This is a genomic window from Kitasatospora sp. NPDC088160 (assembly GCF_044741445.1).
Lineage (GTDB): Bacteria > Actinomycetota > Actinomycetes > Streptomycetales > Streptomycetaceae > Kitasatospora.
Genome location: NZ_JBIUSS010000012.1, coordinates 54,344 through 69,769 on the forward strand (window position 1 = coordinate 54,344; position 15,426 = coordinate 69,769).

A 15,426-nucleotide genomic window follows, 5' to 3' on the forward strand; every position below is an offset into this window, starting at 1 on the left:
GGGGCTTGGGGCTTGGGGGTCTTCTGGGGTTTCAGCCCCAGGGGTCGCCCTCGGCCGTCATGTTCTCGGCCGCGCGCCGGTCGGCCTCGTCCTGGGCGGCACGCCGCTCCGACTCGCGGGCCTCCTGGGTCTCGCGGGCCCGCTCGATCTCGGGACTGTACGCGTCCACGGCCTCGTCGTGGGCGATGGCGGCACGCTCGGCGGCGTCCTGCCCGGTCGCCTCGTGCGCCTTGTGGCGGAACCTGTCGAAGATGCCCATGACTCCTCCTCCGAACGGATACCGGGCTTCCCCCACTCTCACACCGGGCACCCGGAGTCGCACGTTGAGCCTTTGGTCCCTGGTGAACGCGCCCAACGGCCGTGGCGCGGAGGCGGGCACCCGGCGCAGATTGGAGCCGTCGGCCGAACTGACGCCACCGTCTGGAGCCCACCGTGACCGTCGCACCTTCCGCCCGCCAAGCCCGTCGCACCGCCGAGGACCCCCACGACGGGCCGCGCCGGCGGGTCGGGCCGCTGGCCGCGCTGGACGGGCGGCTGCCCGGCACCCACGACCTGCTGCTGATGCAGTGCCCCAGTTCGCTGCGCCCGCTGGCGGGCGGCGAGCTGCCGGACTGGACGCGGGCCGTGCTGCGGGTGCACCCCTGGGTGACGGTCGGCCGGGCCCCCTCCCTGGTCGGCACCCCGGCGGACGTGCCGCACCCGCAGCGCTGCACCCGGGACCCGGAGGCCGCCCCCGAGCAGTGGATCCCGGTGATCGTGCGCGGGCCACGCCCCGGACAGCGGCTGGACGCGCTGGCGCCCTGGGCCGCGGTGGCCCGGACGCTGCGGCCCGAGCAGCTGGCCGGGCGGTGCGGGCGGCTGGACCCCGAGCGGGTCGCCGGGATTCCGGCGCTGGCCCTGCTGCCGGCGGTCGGCCGGCTGGTCGCGGACCACCGGCTGTCCTGGGGCCCGATCGGCGCGGTCGGCTACGAGCTGGGCACCGGCGTGCCGGTCGCCGGACCGCTGAGCCCGCTGCGACTGGTCCTGCGCACCCCGCACCCGATCAGCCGCCGGGACGCGCTGCAACTGCGGCGGGCGCTGAGCAGGCTGTCGGTCCCGGTGCAGGCCGAACTGGAGACCCGCTACGGCTCGGTGCAGCTCGCCGAGTACGCGGCCTCGCCGTACACCCTCACCCTGCTGACTCCGGACGGGCCCCGGGAGGTCCGCGACCCGTGGTTCCCGCGCGGCCCGTTCGTCTGAGCCGTCGTAATTAGTTGGGACGGTTGGGCGGTCGGGGCGCCGCCCGAGGTCGGCGGCGGGGCGCCGGGGCGAGGTGGAGTCCGGCCACTGCCTCGGACAGCTCGGCGTGCAGGGCGTCCCGGGCGGCCTCGTCGCAGGTCTGCCGGATGTGCCATTCCTCGGCGAGTGTCCGTTCCACCGCCGCGACCGCTCGGCGCCGTTCAGGGCTGAGCCACAGGACCGGCGGCGCGAACTGGAGGTGTGTACCCCAGAGCCACAAGCAGGTGACCCGAGCCTTACGCATCAGGCCGAGGAACGCGCGCCCGAACATCGGCATCGCGGTTCACCACCTTCCGGACTTTCCGGCGGCCGAGGACGACGAGGGGTTCCTCGAACGGCTGGTTCGCCAGGTAGCCCGACGACCAGGCGACGCCCCACCGGGCGCAGTTCGGGCAGTTCCACGTCCGTCCGGCCGCGTTGGCGTCGTTGAGCAGATCGACCGGGGCGCAGCAGTCCGGTGCGGGGCAGGTCGGAGGGCCGGTCATCGGCGGCGGTCCCGGCCGAGTCGCCGCCGGGTGGCCCGCCGGATGATCGGTTCGGACGCGACGACACCGGCCATGAGGATGGCGGCCAACACGTCGACGCCGAGCGCCGGTTGGCGCTTCACGCGGTCCGACCACGGGGCTCGGCGGGGACGCCCATGTAGACGACGTCCCTGCCGGTCGTCCCGTCCTCGACCAACTCGCCGACCTGCGGGCGGTAGAGCGGCCCGGTCGGGGACTCCTTGCTCACCACAGCTGACTCCGTTCCGTAGTTTAATGACTACCCGGGGTCGCCACTGTCCTCTAGCATTGGACGTCCTTCAACCTCTCAAACGTGCTTGGAGAGTGGTTCATGAACAAGGCCGAGCTGGACCCCGACTCGTCTCCAGCCGCAGAGTTCGGTGCGTTCCTCCGCAGCTCACGAGAGGAACGGGGTTGGCGGCAGGAAGATTTGGCGAGCGCCATCGGCTATTCCCCCACGCACGTGTCAGCCGTGGAAACTGGTCGACGTCCCCCAACACCGCGCCTGGCTCGCGAACTTGACAAAGCCTTCGGATGGGATCGCGTGTTCGCCCGCAAGGCGCTCGACCTCAAGACCTCGGCGCTCCTCGAAGGCTTCCCGGAGTACGTCGCGCACGAGTCAAGGGCGGTGGAACTGAGACTGTTCACCTTGGGTATCGTGCCGGGGCTGCTTCAGACCATGGACTACGCACGGGCCATCGCGGCGGGCGCGCTCCGGCGGGGCAGCATCACGGAGGACCAGGCCGAGGAGCGGGTTGCCTACCTTGCGCGCCGACAGGCGAACTTGCGCCGGGAAACCCCTCCGCTGATCCACGTCGTCCTGGATGAGAGCTGCATCCGACGGCCGGTCGGCGGAAAGTCCATCATGGCCGCCCAGCTCGACGAGCTTGCAGCCTTCGCCCGGATGCCCAACACCGTTCTCCAGGTGGCTCCGTACGCCATAGGCGAGGAACGATCGTTCGATCTCCCGGTGAACATCATCACCCTTCCGGACCGATCGCTGATGTCCTACGCCGAATCAGCGCAACAAGGGAACCTGGAACGGGACAGCGGCGCAGTACCGCCGATCCTCACGGCCTACTATCAGCTACAGGCCCTCGCACTCTCACAAGCCGAGTCTGTGGCCCTGATCAGCCAGCTGAGAGAGGAACTACCGTGACCGCCGAGCCTCAGTGGTTCAAGTCTTCGTACAGCAGCAACGGCGGCGACTGCATCGAGGTCGCGGGGAACTTGATCCCGTCCGGGACCGTCCCCGTCCGAGACTCCAAGGACACCGACGGCCCGGCCCTCCTCTTCGCGACCGAGGCCTGGCAGTCCTTCGTCTCCGCCCTCCGAGCCGGCGAGTTCGACACCGCCTGACGCCCGGTCTGAGCACAAGGGTCAGATCGGCAGGTTCCAGCCCGGTCCGTCCGCACTTCCGATCCAGACCCGCTGCCCGGCCGCCGAGACCGTCATGCCGAACCCCTCCTGGTGCGGCTCGCCGGCCCGCTGCCAGGCTTCGACGGCGTTCTCCACCTGGTCCCAGAGCCGGAGCGGGCCACGCTGAACCACGGCCCATCCCCCGTCAGGGTTGGACATGGTCCGGGCCTGCGATCCGGTGGCCACGTCGGAGAGGATCTGGTGCCCGCCGGCTCCCATCCGTTCGGCCGAGGGCGCCGCGAGCTGGGCGACCCAACTGCCGGTCCACGTGCCGATGACCTCGGGGTCGATCCGCGACGGACGTTCGTCCCCCGGAAGCAGCGAGAGGCTTTGGCGTGGCGGGCGGTCGTGCGGGCGGGCGATCATGAAGCTGGTGTAGCCGGGCATGAACAGCCCCGTCCCCTCTCCCGGGGCCGTCACGACCAGCCGCACGAGTCCGAACCCGAGCCCCCACCCGGACAGGGTGGCCAGGATGACGCCGCCGGGCTTCACCTGGTGCAGCCAGCGGGGTGGCAGGTACCGGACCGCACAGGTGGCGATCAGCCGGTCGTACTCGCCCCCGTCCGGGTCGCCGAGCAGCCCGTCACCGATGACCAGCCGGGGAGCGAACCCCGCCGCCTTGATCGCGGCAGCGGCAGTGGCGCCGACCGCCGGGTCGTACTCGATGCTGGTCAGGTTGGCGTCCCCGAGGCGGTGCGCGCCGAGGGCGGTCGAGTAGCCGGTCCCCGTGCCGATCTCCAGCACCCGGTGCCCGGTCTCGGCGCCGAGCTGGTGCCACATGCGCAGCACCAGCGACGGCAAGGTGGACGATGACGACGGAGTCCCGATCACCGCCCCCTCGGCCACGTCCTCGGGGCGGGTCCGCCCGTCGAGCTGGGTGACCAGCGTCTCGTTCGAGTAGACCTGCTCCAGCCAACCAGGGTCGGTCCTGTGCACCGGGCGGTACGCGGTCGGATTGCTTCCCGGGACCGCCGCGAAGAACGATCCGACGAACAGTTCCCGGGGCACCGCCAACGCGGCGGCCCTCCAGGCCGGATCGTCGACCGCGTCGTCCCCGGTGAGCCCGTCCACCAGGGCGGCGCGGAGCTGAGCCGATGCGCTCACGAGTCGGGGCCCTTCTCCAGTTGGTCGGCGATGGCGTGGGCAATCGCCGAAGCGGTGTCGACACCCTGCCAGGCCCATTGGCCGTTGGGGTTGCACTCAAGGAAGTACCAGTCACCTGCGGCGGTCACCGCGAAGTCGAACGCACCGTAAACCAAGCGGAGTTCGTTCAGATAAGCGATCACAGAGCGCGCAACGGGCCCGGGCACTTCGATCGGCGTACACGTCATCAGGTCTTGACGCTCGCGCCAGTCGAGATCGGGACTGCCGATCCGGACACCGAACAACCGGTCACCCACGGCGGTCACCCGCACGTCGAACGACTTGGACACGGCGGCTTGGAACATGTGCGGACACACGGACACGGCGTCGGTGATCTCGGCCGGATCGACTTCCCGTACCCACACCGTTTGCGCAGTGCCGTCGGGGGCTCGGTACCGGCTGTCCCACACCGGCTTGTAGACGGCTCCGCCGGACTGGTCGGCGCAGAACCGGCGCGCTTCGTCGGTATCGGCGGTGATGACCGTGTTCGGCACCAGGAAACCGCTCCGGCCCGCCACGACAAGCTGTGCGGGCTTGTACTCCGCGTTCCGGATGTGCCACGGGTGATTGACGTAGTGGGCGTCGGGAAGCGACGCGAAGATGCCGCCAGCACCCCAAAATGCTTGCGCACTGGTGAACTTGGACGCGTGTTCGTCCAGTCCCGGCGGCGCCCGGTAGGGCGAGGGCCGGCGGACCCAGACCGACCGCACCCGAGTGAGGTCGAGTTCCCGGCTTGATGTGCGGAGAGTGCCCCGCTGCTCGCTCCTGCTGTAGTGGGCGGTCAGCGAGGCACCCCCGAGCAGATCGGCACCGGGGTCCACCCGGACGACCGGGACTCGGCGCTCGGCCAGGATGCGGAGCACCACATCGGCCGTCACGTCGTGCGCGTTGGTCAGGACCAGGACAGCCCGGTGTCGATCCTGCGCCATGTCAGCCGGCGCCCTGGTCCTGGTCGTTCGCTGGCATGCTGTCCATGTCGGTGGGTGCGCTCTGCCCGCCGCTCTGCCCGTCACCGCCGCCCGTGTTCGTGGGCGTGCTGGTCTCCGTGCTGGTGCCGTGCGCCCCCATCTCGACCTTGCGACCCTGATCGTCCACGAACACGGCAACCTGCGTTTCGGGGTCGATCACGGCCGAGACGGCAGGGACCGAGCGGGTGTCCGGGTACGGACCCATTCGGGTCGTGCCCCACGGTGCGGTTGTCATCTGTGCTGCGCCTCCATGTTCTTCGTTGCCGTGCTCTTCCACGGCCCGAGCAACACCAACGACGGTAGGGAGAAGCCACGCCCGGCCTCAACGAAGTTGCGAGATATTGCGCCGATTCACCCGAGAGTGTCGAGCGCGGCTGTGATCACGGCGCGAGCCGCGTCCCCGTAGACGGCCGCTTCGGACAGCTGGACGAACGCCTTGGCGTAGTCGGCCAGTTCGCGAGGCTGCCTGACGTTGATCTCGGCTGTCAGGGTCTCCACCACGGCGTGCCGGTCATCGAACAAGTAGAACGCTTCCAGCGGCCAGACGGTGCGCTGGGCGGTGAACGGAACGATCCCGAGGGAGACGGTGGCGAGCGGCCCCACGGTGAGCAGGTGCCGAAGCTGGCCACGCATCACCTCGGTATCGCCGATGCGGTACCTCAGCACTGACTCCTCCATCAACACCACGAACCGGCGGCCGCCCTCGTACAGGAACCGGCTGCGGGCCACGCGGGCGGCAACGGCCTCTGTCACGTCGTCGGGAGTTCCCTGGAACTGCGTGATGGAGCGCATCAAGGCCGTGGCGTAGGCCGGCGTCTGGAAGAATCCGGGCACGACGTTGGACACGTACACCCGGCACAGACGGGCCCGCTCGTTCAGCGCGTAGACGTCCTCCTGGACCTTGCGCATGCCGTTGCGCTGGAGCCGACGCCACTCCATGTACATCGACTCCACCGCGCGCGCCGTGGCAATGAGGTCTTGCACCTGTTCCTCGGCGCCACAGGCGATGCACCAGGCCCGAACGTCCGCATCGGAAGGGGCCGTTTTCGCGGAGAGGATGCGCGAGGTCTTCGCCGGGTGCCATCCACACCGGGCAGACAGTTCTTGCCCCTTGAGGCCGGCGTCCAGCATCAGCTCGCGCAGACGCGCGGCAACGGCGGCGCGGGCGGCCTGCGCGCTGGATGAGGGAGAAGCGGGCATGAACTGGCTGTCCGGTGGGATATCGCAGAGGTCAGACGGTGTATTCCGGGTGGTCGATGCCCCGCGCCCAGACGGCTTCGAAGGCCGAGACGCAGAGCTTCACCACCGCCGGGTCCTCGGACAGTTCATATTTGGGGTCGGCCCAGTCCCCGACGCCGGTGAAGTGGTTGAACTCGACCAACCGGCCGTCGAAGACCCAGAAGTCATTGCCCGGTAGTGCGATGTCCGACGCCCGGCGGCGCGGAAGCCAACGGACCTGTTCGCCGGCCGCGACGTTCACGGCGGTCCCGGCGTGCTCGAAGCGGATGTAGTCGGTCACCGGCTCCGAAACGATCCGGGCCCTGCGCATGACCACGCCCCGGCTGACGGCCTCCCGGACGAGAGGCACCCACCCGGCCCAGCCCTCGGACTCGGGGTCGAGATCGGGGTGGACGCCGCTCCGCTGGAAGCGTGCGAAGTCCGTCGACTCATCGCCCACGCCGTACCAGTCACGCATCTCCAGGTGCACGGCCGAGTGTTGCGCGGCCTTGAGCAGGTCAGAGAAGTCCGGAACGTTCTGCGTCATCGAGTGCCTTCCTAATGATCGCCGCCATGCGGAGCGGGATACGGACCACGGCCTCACCCTCGGGGACGCCGATCGTGTGGCCAGGAACCCACTCGGTCGTGCTGACCTCGGTCAGCAGTTCCTCCCTGGGCTTCCAGCCCTGGAACACCAGCTCCCGCTCGTGGTCGTCCACCCACACCGTCGGCGATCCGTTCCCCTGGGTCTCGGGGTCCATCCCGTTGAACCGTAGTGCCATCGGGTCCTCCCGTGCCAAGCCGGTTGCGCGTCCTTGCATTACCGTTCCGCAGAGATGACGGACATTCAAGAGCGCAAGGGGAGCAGGCCGGCGCATTCGGAGCGGGTCCGACGCATCTCGCAAGCGGCACATCCCTTGCGAGTGGAAGGCAGTAAGAGAATGGGCGAGTTCACTCCTGAGGCCGCCGAAGCGCTGAAAACCGCGGCGGCCATCTGCGGACCGCTGGAGCTGGAGGAGATCAGCAACCGGCGGGGCTCGGCGGTCTGGAAGGCGACCGGTCCGCGGCGCGTCGCGAGTATCAAGCTCGGCACCGGCGAGGCCGCCGAGGTCACCGCGCGGGAAGCCTCGGTGCTGGACCAGCTCCCCGGCTACACCGTGACCGCCGGCCGGTTCGACGGCGGCGTCTGGTTCGTCACCCCGTGGCTGGTCGGACCGTCCACCTGGCAGGCCCTCCGCCCCCTGCGCAAGGGCGAAGGAGGGCGGGACGAGGCCCTGGCCGCTGCGGTCGGGCTGTGCCGCGCCGTGGCAGACCTCCACGCCGAAGGGTGGGTACACGGAGACCTCCAGCCCCAGCACGGCATCCACGGTGGCGACGGGACCGTGCGACTCCGCCGTCCGATCCCCCTGTTCGGTCCGCCCAAGACCCCACTGCCCGGCGAGGCGGGTAGTGGGGTCTCCGTCCATGTAGCAACGACCGTCAGCCGGTGACGCTGGGGGTGCCCGTCTCCAGGTGGCCGGTGAAGCGCTGGGACCAGCCGGCGTCCGCGTCCACCGTCACCGTGAAGTCGTACCAGCCGTTGTTATAGGCCACGGCGTTGAAGAAATCGGTGACGTTGCCGCCGGCGGGGACCTGGTACGTCCAGGGGCCGTCCGTCCGGTAGTTGTTGGAGGCGATGGTGAAGGTCAGCGGCGTCGTACCGGAGTTGGCGAGCTTGAAGTAGACCGCCAGCTTGCCCGTCCCCGGCTCGACCGCGTACGAGGCGGTGACGGCCGCGTTCTTGCCGGCCTTGGTGGCGTCGCCCTTGAAGCGGCGCAGGAAGCGGTTGGGGCCGACGACGGTGAGGTCGTAGGGGCCACCGCCGAAGTTGGTGCCGCAGTTGAAGAAGTCGCTGGTGGTGCCGCCCGGGTCGACGGTGTACTGCCAGGGGCCGCCGCTGCGGTAGGCGTTGGCGTAGGCGGCGAAGTGGGCGGACTTCGCCGCTGCCGCGCCCCCGTTGTCCATCGTGATCCAGACCTTCATCACCCCGCCGGAGCCGAACTCCAGGTGGTCCAGGTTGGCGTTCGGCTGGTACGGCAGGGCGCGGGCCGGCCGGGTGCCGGTCTCCTGGATCGGCAACTGGTTGTTGATCGGGGCCGGGTTGGGCAGCGGGCCGCACGCCGACAGGCCGATGGTCTGCGAGGTGTCGGGCAGCCCGGGCAGGCCGTAGACCGGGTTGGCGAAGTCGAACGCGCTGGTCAGGTCGCCGCAGACGCGGCGGCGCCAGTCGCTGATGTTCCGGCACTGCGCGGGCGTGCCGAGGGCGGCCGTCCAGGTCTCCAGGAAGCGCAGCACGGAGGTGTGGTCGAAGGTCTCGGAGTTGACCCAGCCGCCGCGGGTCCAGGGCGAGACGGCGATCATGGGGACGCGGAAGCCGAGGCCGATGTTGGTGCCGTTGTAGAACTCGCCCGGGGTGCCGGCGGGGGCGGCCGGCGGCGGGACGTGGTCGAAGAAGCCGTCGTTCTCGTCGTAGTTGATGAACAGGACGGACGAGTTGAAGACGTTCGGGTCGGCGTTCAGCGCGTCGATCACCAGGTGGACGAAGTGCGCGCCGTCGGCCGGGGTGGCGTACGGGTGTTCGGAGGAGGCCTGGTCGGGGACGATCCAGGAGACCTGCGGGAGGGTGCCGTTCAGCACGTCGGCCCTGATCGCGGCGGCGATGTCGTCCGGGGTCCTGCCGGTGGCCTTGGGCACCGAGCCCATGCCCTTGACGGCCAGCGGGCTGCCGGCCGGGGCGCCGGAGAACTGGGTGAAGTACGCGAGGGCGTTGTCGCCGTAGTTGTCGGCGGCGTTCTGGTAGACCTTCCAGCTGACGCCGGCGCTCTCCAGTGCCTCCGCGTAGGTCTGCCAGCGCAGGCCCTTCTCGTCGCCGCCGTCGTACGCGGGGCCGCCGGCGCTGCCGGCCGGGTCGATCTGGCCGGACCAGTGGTAGGTGCGGTTGGGGCCGGTCGCGCTGAGCACGGAGCAGTGGTAGGCGTCGCAGATGGTCCAGTTCTCGGCCAGCGCGTAGTGGAACGGGATGTCCTGGCGGGTGAGGAAGCCGAGGGTGCGGACGTTGCCCTTGGCGGCGACCCAGGAGTCCATCTTGCCGCTGTTCCAGGCCTTGTGCTGATCGCTCCAGCCGTGGCTGAGGTCACCGTTGCATTGGGCGAGGCGCTCGGGGTCGGCGCCGCCGGCCGGCTTGGTCTGGCTGAACTGCCACGGGTACTGGCGGCCGAGCAGGCCGTTGGGCTGGTTGAAGACGCTGTAGCCGCCGGCTATCTGGATGGCGCTGCGGTCGGCGAAGCCGCGCACGCCGCGCAGCGTGCCGAAGTAGTGGTCGAAGCTGCGGTTCTCCTGCATCAGGATCACCACGTGCTGCACGTCGTTGATGGTGCCGGTCTGCTGGAGCGTGGCGGTGGAGGCCACCGCGGGCGCGCCGGGGGCGGCCCCTGCGGCGCTGGTGCCTGCCACGGCGAGTCCCGCCGCGGCGGCACCGGACAGCGTGACGAACTTCCTACGACTCAGCTCGGCCATCAGCCCGGCCCGTCCCTTCACTGGCGATCTGGCGATGTTGTGTACACAAGTCGGGGCTCATCGATCGCGCAGCATCTTCCACCCCGGCCGGAGGCGTCCACCAGATGCGCGCGGCAGGGTTGGCGGACTGTTCGTCCGGGTGTCACCGAGCGACGCCGGGCTGAACGGGCGGCGGAAACGCCGGGGAGGGACGGAGCGGGCGGCTGGTCAGCGGTCCTTGACCTCGATTCCCAGCGCCTGGGCGAACTGCGGTGCCAGCTCCAGCAGTTGGGTGGAGCTGATGACCGCGCCGCGCAGCCCCTGGTGGCCGTCCGCGAGTCCGAGCCGGGCGGCCCCGCGCAGGTCGGTCTTCTTCAGGGTGGCACCGCGCAGCCGGACCTCCTCCAGCGTGGAACCGGGGAAGGACACCTCGGTCAGCTTGGCCTCGCCGAAGTCCACGTCGCGCAGCAGGCAGTCCTCGAACACGACGTCCCGCAGCACGGCCGCCCGCAGGTTGACCGCCTCCAGCTTGCAGCCGCGGAACACCACCCGGCGCAACGCCGAGCCGTATCCGGCGACCCCGGCCAGCACGCCGCCGACGAAGGCGCTGTCCTGCCACTCGGTGTCGCTCAGGTCGCAGGCCACCCAGCGGCCGGCCTGCACCCAGACCTCGTTGAAGCGGGCCTGGCGCAGCTTGACCCCGCTGAGCGCGACCCCGGTGAAGGCGCACTCCAGGAACGCCGCCCCGGCCGCCGACTCGTCGGTGTGCTCGCCGCCGTCGAAGTGCGTGGTGTCGTACCGCTCGTCGCTGCGCAGCCGCCCGGTGTGGGGGCGGAGCAGGTCCGCGTACGGCAGGTCGGTGAGCTGGTCGGGGGCGGAACGCGGCATGGCGGCGGCACCTCACGGTCGGGGGCGAACGGGTCTCGCCCGAATGCTCGCACGCGGCACCGACAACGCCCCGGACCGGCCGCAGCGGACTGCGGCCGGGCCGAGGTGTGGTCCTCAGAAAGGTCAGCCGCGCGCCCAGAGGGAGTTGACGCGGCTGCGCTCGGTGCTGTTCGGGTACGGGTTGGTGCAGGAGGTGCCGGGGCCGCCGCCGGACATCAGCTCGCTGCACGGGCCGGAGTAGTGGTCCGGCAGGCCGAGCACGTGCCCGGTCTCGTGCGCGGTCACCCGGACCGAGTTGTACTGCCGGTTCTGCTGGTAGTCGAGGAAGACGTAGCCGCGCCCGTGGCCGTCGGTGCTGGCGTAGGAGCCGCGGCTGTCGTTGCCCTCGTAGTACGAGAAGTCGCCGCCCGAGCCGGCCCGCAGCTGGACGTTGCTGACCGAGCTGTTCCAGATCTGCGCGGCGTTGGCTATCTGGGTGCGGAAGGTCGGTGCCGAGCTGGCGTCGTAGGTGACGACGACGGTCGCCAGGTTCGGGCTGGCGGCCTGCTTGGCCTTCGCGGAGGCCATCACGGCCTGGAAGAACGCCTGGTTGTTCGCGGCCTCGGCGGCCGAACCGGCGTACGTCGAGGCGGTGTAGCCCTGGACGGCCGGGCCGGGGGTGGCGGCGGACGCGGCGGTGGCGGGCAGCACGGCGAGACCGGCCGCGAGGGCCAGGCCGAGGGTCGCGGACAGCACGGATCGCTTCATGTGGGGGCTCCGATTCCGGTGGTGCCGTGGCCGGTTGGGGGCCGGCCCTGGGGGACACCTGGTCAGCGGGTGATGTCCCCAGAGCTTCGGGCAGCCCGGCGGGCGGGCGGATGATGTCAACCCGCGATAGCTTCGATCAATACCCCTTGCGGAAAAGGGGTTTGAGATGTCTTTAACCGGCCTTGACTCGCGCGTGCCCCTGGCATTCCGCTCCACCGGCGGTTAGGCTCCCGATCGGGGAAGCAACCGAGCGGCGGGCCGCCCGATTCCGGCCGGGCGGCCCGCCGCACCCGAAGGGCATCGGCAACTTCCTTGGCGCCGCAACGAGTTCGCGGGCTCCTCCGATTCGAGGGCTTCCCCAGTTCACGGGCTTGCCCAGTTCACGGGCTTGCCTAGTTCACGGACTCGACGCCGTTCGACCAGAGGCTGTCGACCTGGCCGCGCTCGTTGCTGTCGGGGTAGGGGTTGGTGCAGGACGGGCCGGGGCCGCCGCCGGACATCAGCTCACTGCACGGGCCGGAGTAGTTGTCGGGCAGGCCGAGCACGTGCCCGGTCTCGTGCGCGGTGACGCGCAGCGAGCTGTACTGCTGGTTCTGCTGGTAGTCGAGGAAGACGTAGCCGTGGCCGTGGCCGTCGGTGCTGGCGTAGGAGCCGCGGCTGTCGTTGCCCTCGTAGTACGAGAAGTCGCCGGTGCCGCTGCTCACCTGGAGCTGGACGTTGCTGACCGAGCTGTTCCAGATCTGCGCGGCCTGGGATATCTGGCTGGTGAAGGAGGGCGCGCTGGCGGTGTCGTAGGTGACGGTGACGGTCTGCAGCCACGGGTTGGCTGCCTGCTTGGCCTTGGCGGAGGCCATCACGGCGTGGAAGAACGCCTGGTTGTTCGCGGCCTCGGCGGCCGAACCGGCGTACGTCGAGGCGGTGTAGCCCTGGACGGCCGGGCCGGGGGTGGCGGCGGACGCGGCGGCGGCGGGCAGCACGGCGAGACCGGCCGCGAGGGCCAGGCCGAGGGTCGCGGACAGCACGGATCGCTTCATGTGGGGGCTCCGGATTCGCGGTACGCCGAACCGCCGGGGCCGGTGGGGGCCGGACACGGCTGCGGCGACGGTGGGGGCGCCCCGGTGGGGCCGGGGCGGATTCGCTGTCCCTGAGCTTCGACCCGCCCGGGCCCGCGGCGGATGATGTCAACCGGCGATAGCACCGCCGCATACCGGCGGGGCCCGCGGCGCGCCCTCCCGCCGCGCCTTGTTCTGTCATGTCCTTGGCGACAAGGCCGGGTGGCGTCTATGCTCCGGGCGTGGAGCTCGACGTGAGACACCTCCGGGTGGTGTGCGCTATCGCCGACACCGGCAGCCTCCGCAAGGCCGCGCTCCAGCTCGGCATGACCCAGCCCTCCCTCACCACCCAGCTGCACCGCATCGAACGGGCCATCGGCGGCACCCTGTTCACCCGCGAGCAGACCGGCAGCCGGCCCACCGCGCTCGGCCACTCGGTGCTGTCCCGGGCCCGGCCGGTGATCACCGAGATGGCCGCGCTGGTGGCCGCCGCCCGCCAGGAGGCCCGCGACGCGGCCGGCCCCGGGCGGCAGCGCCGGCTGCGGATCGGCAGCGTCGGCAGCCGGGCGGTCGCCGCCTGGCTGCGCCGGGTGCACGAACGGCTGCCGGACACCGACACCACCATCCACGTCGACGTCTCGGCCAGCGCCCTGCTGCGGATGGTCGCCGCCGACCAGTTGGACGTGGCCTTCGTCTACGAGAGCGAGGGCTTCCCGCTACGGGTGCCGCCGGACGCCGAGCACCGGGTGCTGATGGCCCGTGAGCCCCAGTTCGTCGCGCTCGCCGCCGGACACCCGGCCGCCGCCCGCCCGGTCGTCCACCTGACCGACCTCGCCGAGGACACCTGGATGGTCGACCCGACCGCCGACCACGAGTACGCGGCGATGCGCCGGGTGTTCAGCGATGCCGGGCTCAACCCCCGGGTGGTCCAGGTGCGGGACAACGCCACCGCCGCCGAACTGGTCGCCTCCGGCGAGGCCGTCCGCCCCTGCCAGCCGACCTCCGCCCCCGGTCCCGGCACGGTGGTGCGCCCCGTGTACGGGGACCCGCTGGCCGTCCGACTGCTGCTCACCTGGCGCCCCCGCGCGCTCAGCCAGCCCGCGCTGGACGCGCTGTACGGCGAACTGCGCGCCGCCTACCTGGACCTGGCCAAGGTCAACCCGGCCTACCTGGCCTGGCTGGCCCGGCACGAGCCGATCCTGCTGGACTGCGCCTGAGAATCAGCCCCCGTCAGCCCTCCCGACTGTGCAGCAGCACGCCCACCGCCACGGTCAGCGCGCAGACCAGGCCCGCCACCAGCACACCGGAGCCCCCGAACGCCGTGCAGGCCAGCACCAGCACCGCCCCGGTCGGGGCCAGCGCCTGCGCCAAGCCGGTCTTGGTGTGCCGGGAGTGCAGCAGCCAGACCGTGAGCAGGTAGAGCGCGGTGGGCACGGTGACCGTCGCGGTGGCGGCCGTCGCGGAGATCTCCGCCTGGTGCACGGCCGACTCCACCGCCACCTCCAGTCCGGTGCCGATCGCGGCGGCTGCGCCGAACACCAGGTAGTGGCCGTACCCCCAGGCGAAGGCCTGCCGGTTGGAGCGCAGGTGCTCGTGGACCGGCCGGGCGAAGTAGATCCACCAGGCCGCGAAGCAGATCAGCAGGCCGCCGATCGCCACCGGCAGCAGCCGGCCCAGCTCCTCGTGCTCGTCCACCGCCGACTGCACCGCGACCGTCGCGGCCGCCACCGTCTCGCCGAGCACGATCAGGGTGAACAGCCCGTACCGCTCGGCGATGTGGTGCGGGTGCCAGGAGGTCTGCATCCGCAGTTCGGCGACCACCGGCACGGCCAGCTCGCACAGCACCCCGAGCGGGATGACCACCGGCCGGACGGCGTCCGGCAGCAGCACCACCACCACCCAGCCCACCTGGCAGATCGCGATCCCGACCGCGTACCGCACGGCGACCCGGCGCGCCTCGCCCTGCTCGCTGGCCGCCGCCCGCAGCCACTGGGTGACCATCGCCAGGCGCATCACCACGTACCCGGCGATCGCCAGCGTCAGGTCCTGGGTGGCGAACAGCCGGGGCACCCCGGCCGCGAGGACCAGCACCCCGGCGATCTGCACCAGCGTGGTGACCCGGTACGGCACGTCGTCGCAGTCGTACGCGGAGGCGAACCAGGTGAAGTTCATCCAGGCCCACCAGATCGCGAAGAAGGCGATCGCGTAGCCGCGCAGGCCGTCGCCGTAGTGGCCGGCCGCCAGGGAGTGGGCGAGCTCGCGCCCGGCCTGGCCGACGGCGACCACGAAGCAGAGGTCGAAGAAGAGTTCCAGCGGGGTGGCGACCCGGTGCGGCTCGTCCCGGTCGCGCGGGACCATCCGGCGCACCGGGGGCGGGTCGACGGGGCGCGGGTGGGGGGCGGCGGCGGATTCGCTGGCCATCGGTGCTGCTCCGGGTTCGGGAGGGGCTGGCTGTCCCGCGCATCCTGGCAGCGGCCCGGGCCCCGCGCACGCACCGGCGCGACGGGCGCAGCGGTTCGCGGTCCCGGGATCGATTGCGCCTTTCGTTCGCTTTTTTCCTTGCCGTCAGCCGTAGTTGACGCCCCGGTGCGCGAACCGGGTGACAGCGCGGCGGGTTTCCGGGCGCGCCCCGCGCGCTGCGCCGCGGCCGGCCGGACGGCCCCGCTAGATTCGTCC

The 15,426-nt window shown here is 71.1% G+C and carries 20 protein-coding genes; 5 read left to right on the forward strand and 15 right to left on the reverse strand.

What is annotated here, in order from left to right; genetic code table 11:
• Positions 1-31: 31 nt before the first annotated feature.
• Positions 32-259, reverse strand: coding sequence for a hypothetical protein (locus ACIOGZ_RS20015; protein ID WP_363583600.1), 228 nt, complete (start codon positions 257-259; stop codon positions 32-34).
• A 173-nt stretch (positions 260-432) separates the two neighbouring features.
• On the opposite strand from ACIOGZ_RS20015, the gene ACIOGZ_RS20020 reads away from it, so the two are divergent.
• Positions 433-1,239, forward strand: coding sequence for a phosphoribosyl-dephospho-CoA transferase MdcG domain-containing protein (locus ACIOGZ_RS20020; protein ID WP_363628159.1), 807 nt, complete (start codon positions 433-435; stop codon positions 1,237-1,239).
• Positions 1,240-1,249: 10 nt separating this feature from the next.
• Here ACIOGZ_RS20020 and ACIOGZ_RS20025 read toward each other — a convergent pair whose 3' ends face one another.
• The 3 genes from ACIOGZ_RS20025 to ACIOGZ_RS20035 form a co-directional block, all read right to left on the reverse strand.
• On the reverse strand, positions 1,250-1,555 hold the full coding sequence (locus tag ACIOGZ_RS20025; RefSeq protein WP_400986615.1) for a hypothetical protein: 306 nt from the start codon (positions 1,553-1,555) through the stop codon (positions 1,250-1,252).
• A gap of 204 nt (positions 1,556-1,759) precedes the next feature.
• Positions 1,760-1,885, reverse strand: a complete 126-nt coding sequence (locus tag ACIOGZ_RS20030) for a hypothetical protein (RefSeq protein WP_400986616.1) — start codon at positions 1,883-1,885, stop codon at positions 1,760-1,762.
• On the reverse strand, positions 1,882-2,010 hold the full coding sequence (locus ACIOGZ_RS20035; protein ID WP_400811758.1) for a hypothetical protein: 129 nt from the start codon (positions 2,008-2,010) through the stop codon (positions 1,882-1,884). Before ACIOGZ_RS20035 ends, ACIOGZ_RS20030 begins: the two co-directional genes overlap by 4 nt.
• Before the next feature lie 102 nt (positions 2,011-2,112).
• On the opposite strand from ACIOGZ_RS20035, the gene ACIOGZ_RS20040 reads away from it, so the two are divergent.
• Positions 2,113-2,940 (forward strand): helix-turn-helix transcriptional regulator, encoded by an 828-nt coding sequence (locus tag ACIOGZ_RS20040; protein ID WP_363583608.1) that lies wholly within the window; start codon positions 2,113-2,115, stop codon positions 2,938-2,940.
• Positions 2,937-3,140, forward strand: a complete 204-nt coding sequence (locus ACIOGZ_RS20045) for a DUF397 domain-containing protein (protein ID WP_363583610.1) — start codon at positions 2,937-2,939, stop codon at positions 3,138-3,140. Before ACIOGZ_RS20040 ends, ACIOGZ_RS20045 begins: the two co-directional genes overlap by 4 nt.
• Before the next feature lie 21 nt (positions 3,141-3,161).
• Here the strand turns inward: ACIOGZ_RS20045 and tgmC are convergent, their stop codons facing one another.
• From tgmC to ACIOGZ_RS20075, 6 genes are all read right to left on the reverse strand, one after another.
• Positions 3,162-4,304 carry an ATP-grasp peptide maturase system methyltransferase gene (gene tgmC / locus ACIOGZ_RS20050; RefSeq protein WP_363583612.1) on the reverse strand — a complete coding sequence of 381 codons (1,143 nt, stop codon included), beginning with the start codon at positions 4,302-4,304 and terminating at the stop codon, positions 3,162-3,164.
• Positions 4,301-5,272 carry an ATP-grasp ribosomal peptide maturase gene (gene tgmB / locus ACIOGZ_RS20055; RefSeq protein ID WP_363583614.1) on the reverse strand — a complete coding sequence of 324 codons (972 nt, stop codon included), beginning with the start codon at positions 5,270-5,272 and terminating at the stop codon, positions 4,301-4,303. The genes tgmC and tgmB overlap by 4 nt, the downstream gene beginning before the upstream one ends.
• A 1-nt stretch (position 5,273) precedes the next feature.
• Positions 5,274-5,546 carry a putative ATP-grasp-modified RiPP gene (tgmA, locus tag ACIOGZ_RS20060; RefSeq protein WP_363583616.1) on the reverse strand — a complete coding sequence of 91 codons (273 nt, stop codon included), beginning with the start codon at positions 5,544-5,546 and terminating at the stop codon, positions 5,274-5,276.
• A gap of 116 nt (positions 5,547-5,662) precedes the next feature.
• Positions 5,663-6,511, reverse strand: a complete 849-nt coding sequence (locus ACIOGZ_RS20065) for a helix-turn-helix transcriptional regulator (protein WP_363619969.1) — start codon at positions 6,509-6,511, stop codon at positions 5,663-5,665.
• 31 nt (positions 6,512-6,542) lie between these two features.
• Positions 6,543-7,076 (reverse strand): DUF6879 family protein, encoded by a 534-nt coding sequence (locus tag ACIOGZ_RS20070; protein WP_400811749.1) that lies wholly within the window; start codon positions 7,074-7,076, stop codon positions 6,543-6,545.
• Positions 7,048-7,290: a hypothetical protein gene (locus tag ACIOGZ_RS20075; RefSeq protein WP_363583622.1), complete on the reverse strand. Its 243-nt coding sequence runs from the start codon at positions 7,288-7,290 to the stop codon at positions 7,048-7,050. Before ACIOGZ_RS20075 ends, ACIOGZ_RS20070 begins: the two co-directional genes overlap by 29 nt.
• A 180-nt stretch (positions 7,291-7,470) precedes the next feature.
• Here ACIOGZ_RS20075 and ACIOGZ_RS20080 point away from each other — a divergent pair, with 180 nt between their 5' ends.
• Positions 7,471-8,019, forward strand: coding sequence for a hypothetical protein (locus ACIOGZ_RS20080; RefSeq protein WP_400986618.1), 549 nt, complete (start codon positions 7,471-7,473; stop codon positions 8,017-8,019).
• Here ACIOGZ_RS20080 and ACIOGZ_RS20085 read toward each other — a convergent pair.
• The 4 genes from ACIOGZ_RS20085 to snpA (ACIOGZ_RS20100) all read right to left on the reverse strand — a co-directional run bounded on the left by ACIOGZ_RS20085 (position 8,009) and on the right by snpA (ACIOGZ_RS20100) (position 12,732).
• Complete coding sequence (locus ACIOGZ_RS20085; RefSeq protein ID WP_400811744.1) at positions 8,009-10,084, reverse strand: phosphocholine-specific phospholipase C; 2,076 nt, start codon at positions 10,082-10,084, stop codon at positions 8,009-8,011. The genes ACIOGZ_RS20080 and ACIOGZ_RS20085 overlap by 11 nt on opposite strands.
• 207 nt (positions 10,085-10,291) lie before the next feature.
• On the reverse strand, positions 10,292-10,951 hold the full coding sequence (locus ACIOGZ_RS20090; RefSeq protein WP_063349277.1) for a pentapeptide repeat-containing protein: 660 nt from the start codon (positions 10,949-10,951) through the stop codon (positions 10,292-10,294).
• A 123-nt stretch (positions 10,952-11,074) separates the two neighbouring features.
• On the reverse strand, positions 11,075-11,698 hold the full coding sequence (gene snpA / locus ACIOGZ_RS20095; RefSeq protein WP_350882593.1) for a snapalysin: 624 nt from the start codon (positions 11,696-11,698) through the stop codon (positions 11,075-11,077).
• 392 nt (positions 11,699-12,090) lie between these two features.
• Positions 12,091-12,732 carry a snapalysin gene (gene snpA, locus ACIOGZ_RS20100; protein WP_400986620.1) on the reverse strand — a complete coding sequence of 214 codons (642 nt, stop codon included), beginning with the start codon at positions 12,730-12,732 and terminating at the stop codon, positions 12,091-12,093.
• Between the two features lie 260 nt (positions 12,733-12,992).
• On the opposite strand from snpA (ACIOGZ_RS20100), the gene ACIOGZ_RS20105 reads away from it, so the two are divergent.
• On the forward strand, positions 12,993-13,967 hold the full coding sequence (locus tag ACIOGZ_RS20105) for a LysR family transcriptional regulator (protein WP_363583632.1): 975 nt from the start codon (positions 12,993-12,995) through the stop codon (positions 13,965-13,967).
• 13 nt (positions 13,968-13,980) lie between these two features.
• Here ACIOGZ_RS20105 and ACIOGZ_RS20110 read toward each other — a convergent pair whose 3' ends face one another.
• Complete coding sequence (locus ACIOGZ_RS20110; protein WP_400844948.1) at positions 13,981-15,171, reverse strand: low temperature requirement protein A; 1,191 nt, start codon at positions 15,169-15,171, stop codon at positions 13,981-13,983.
• Between the last annotated feature and the right edge of the window lie 255 nt (positions 15,172-15,426).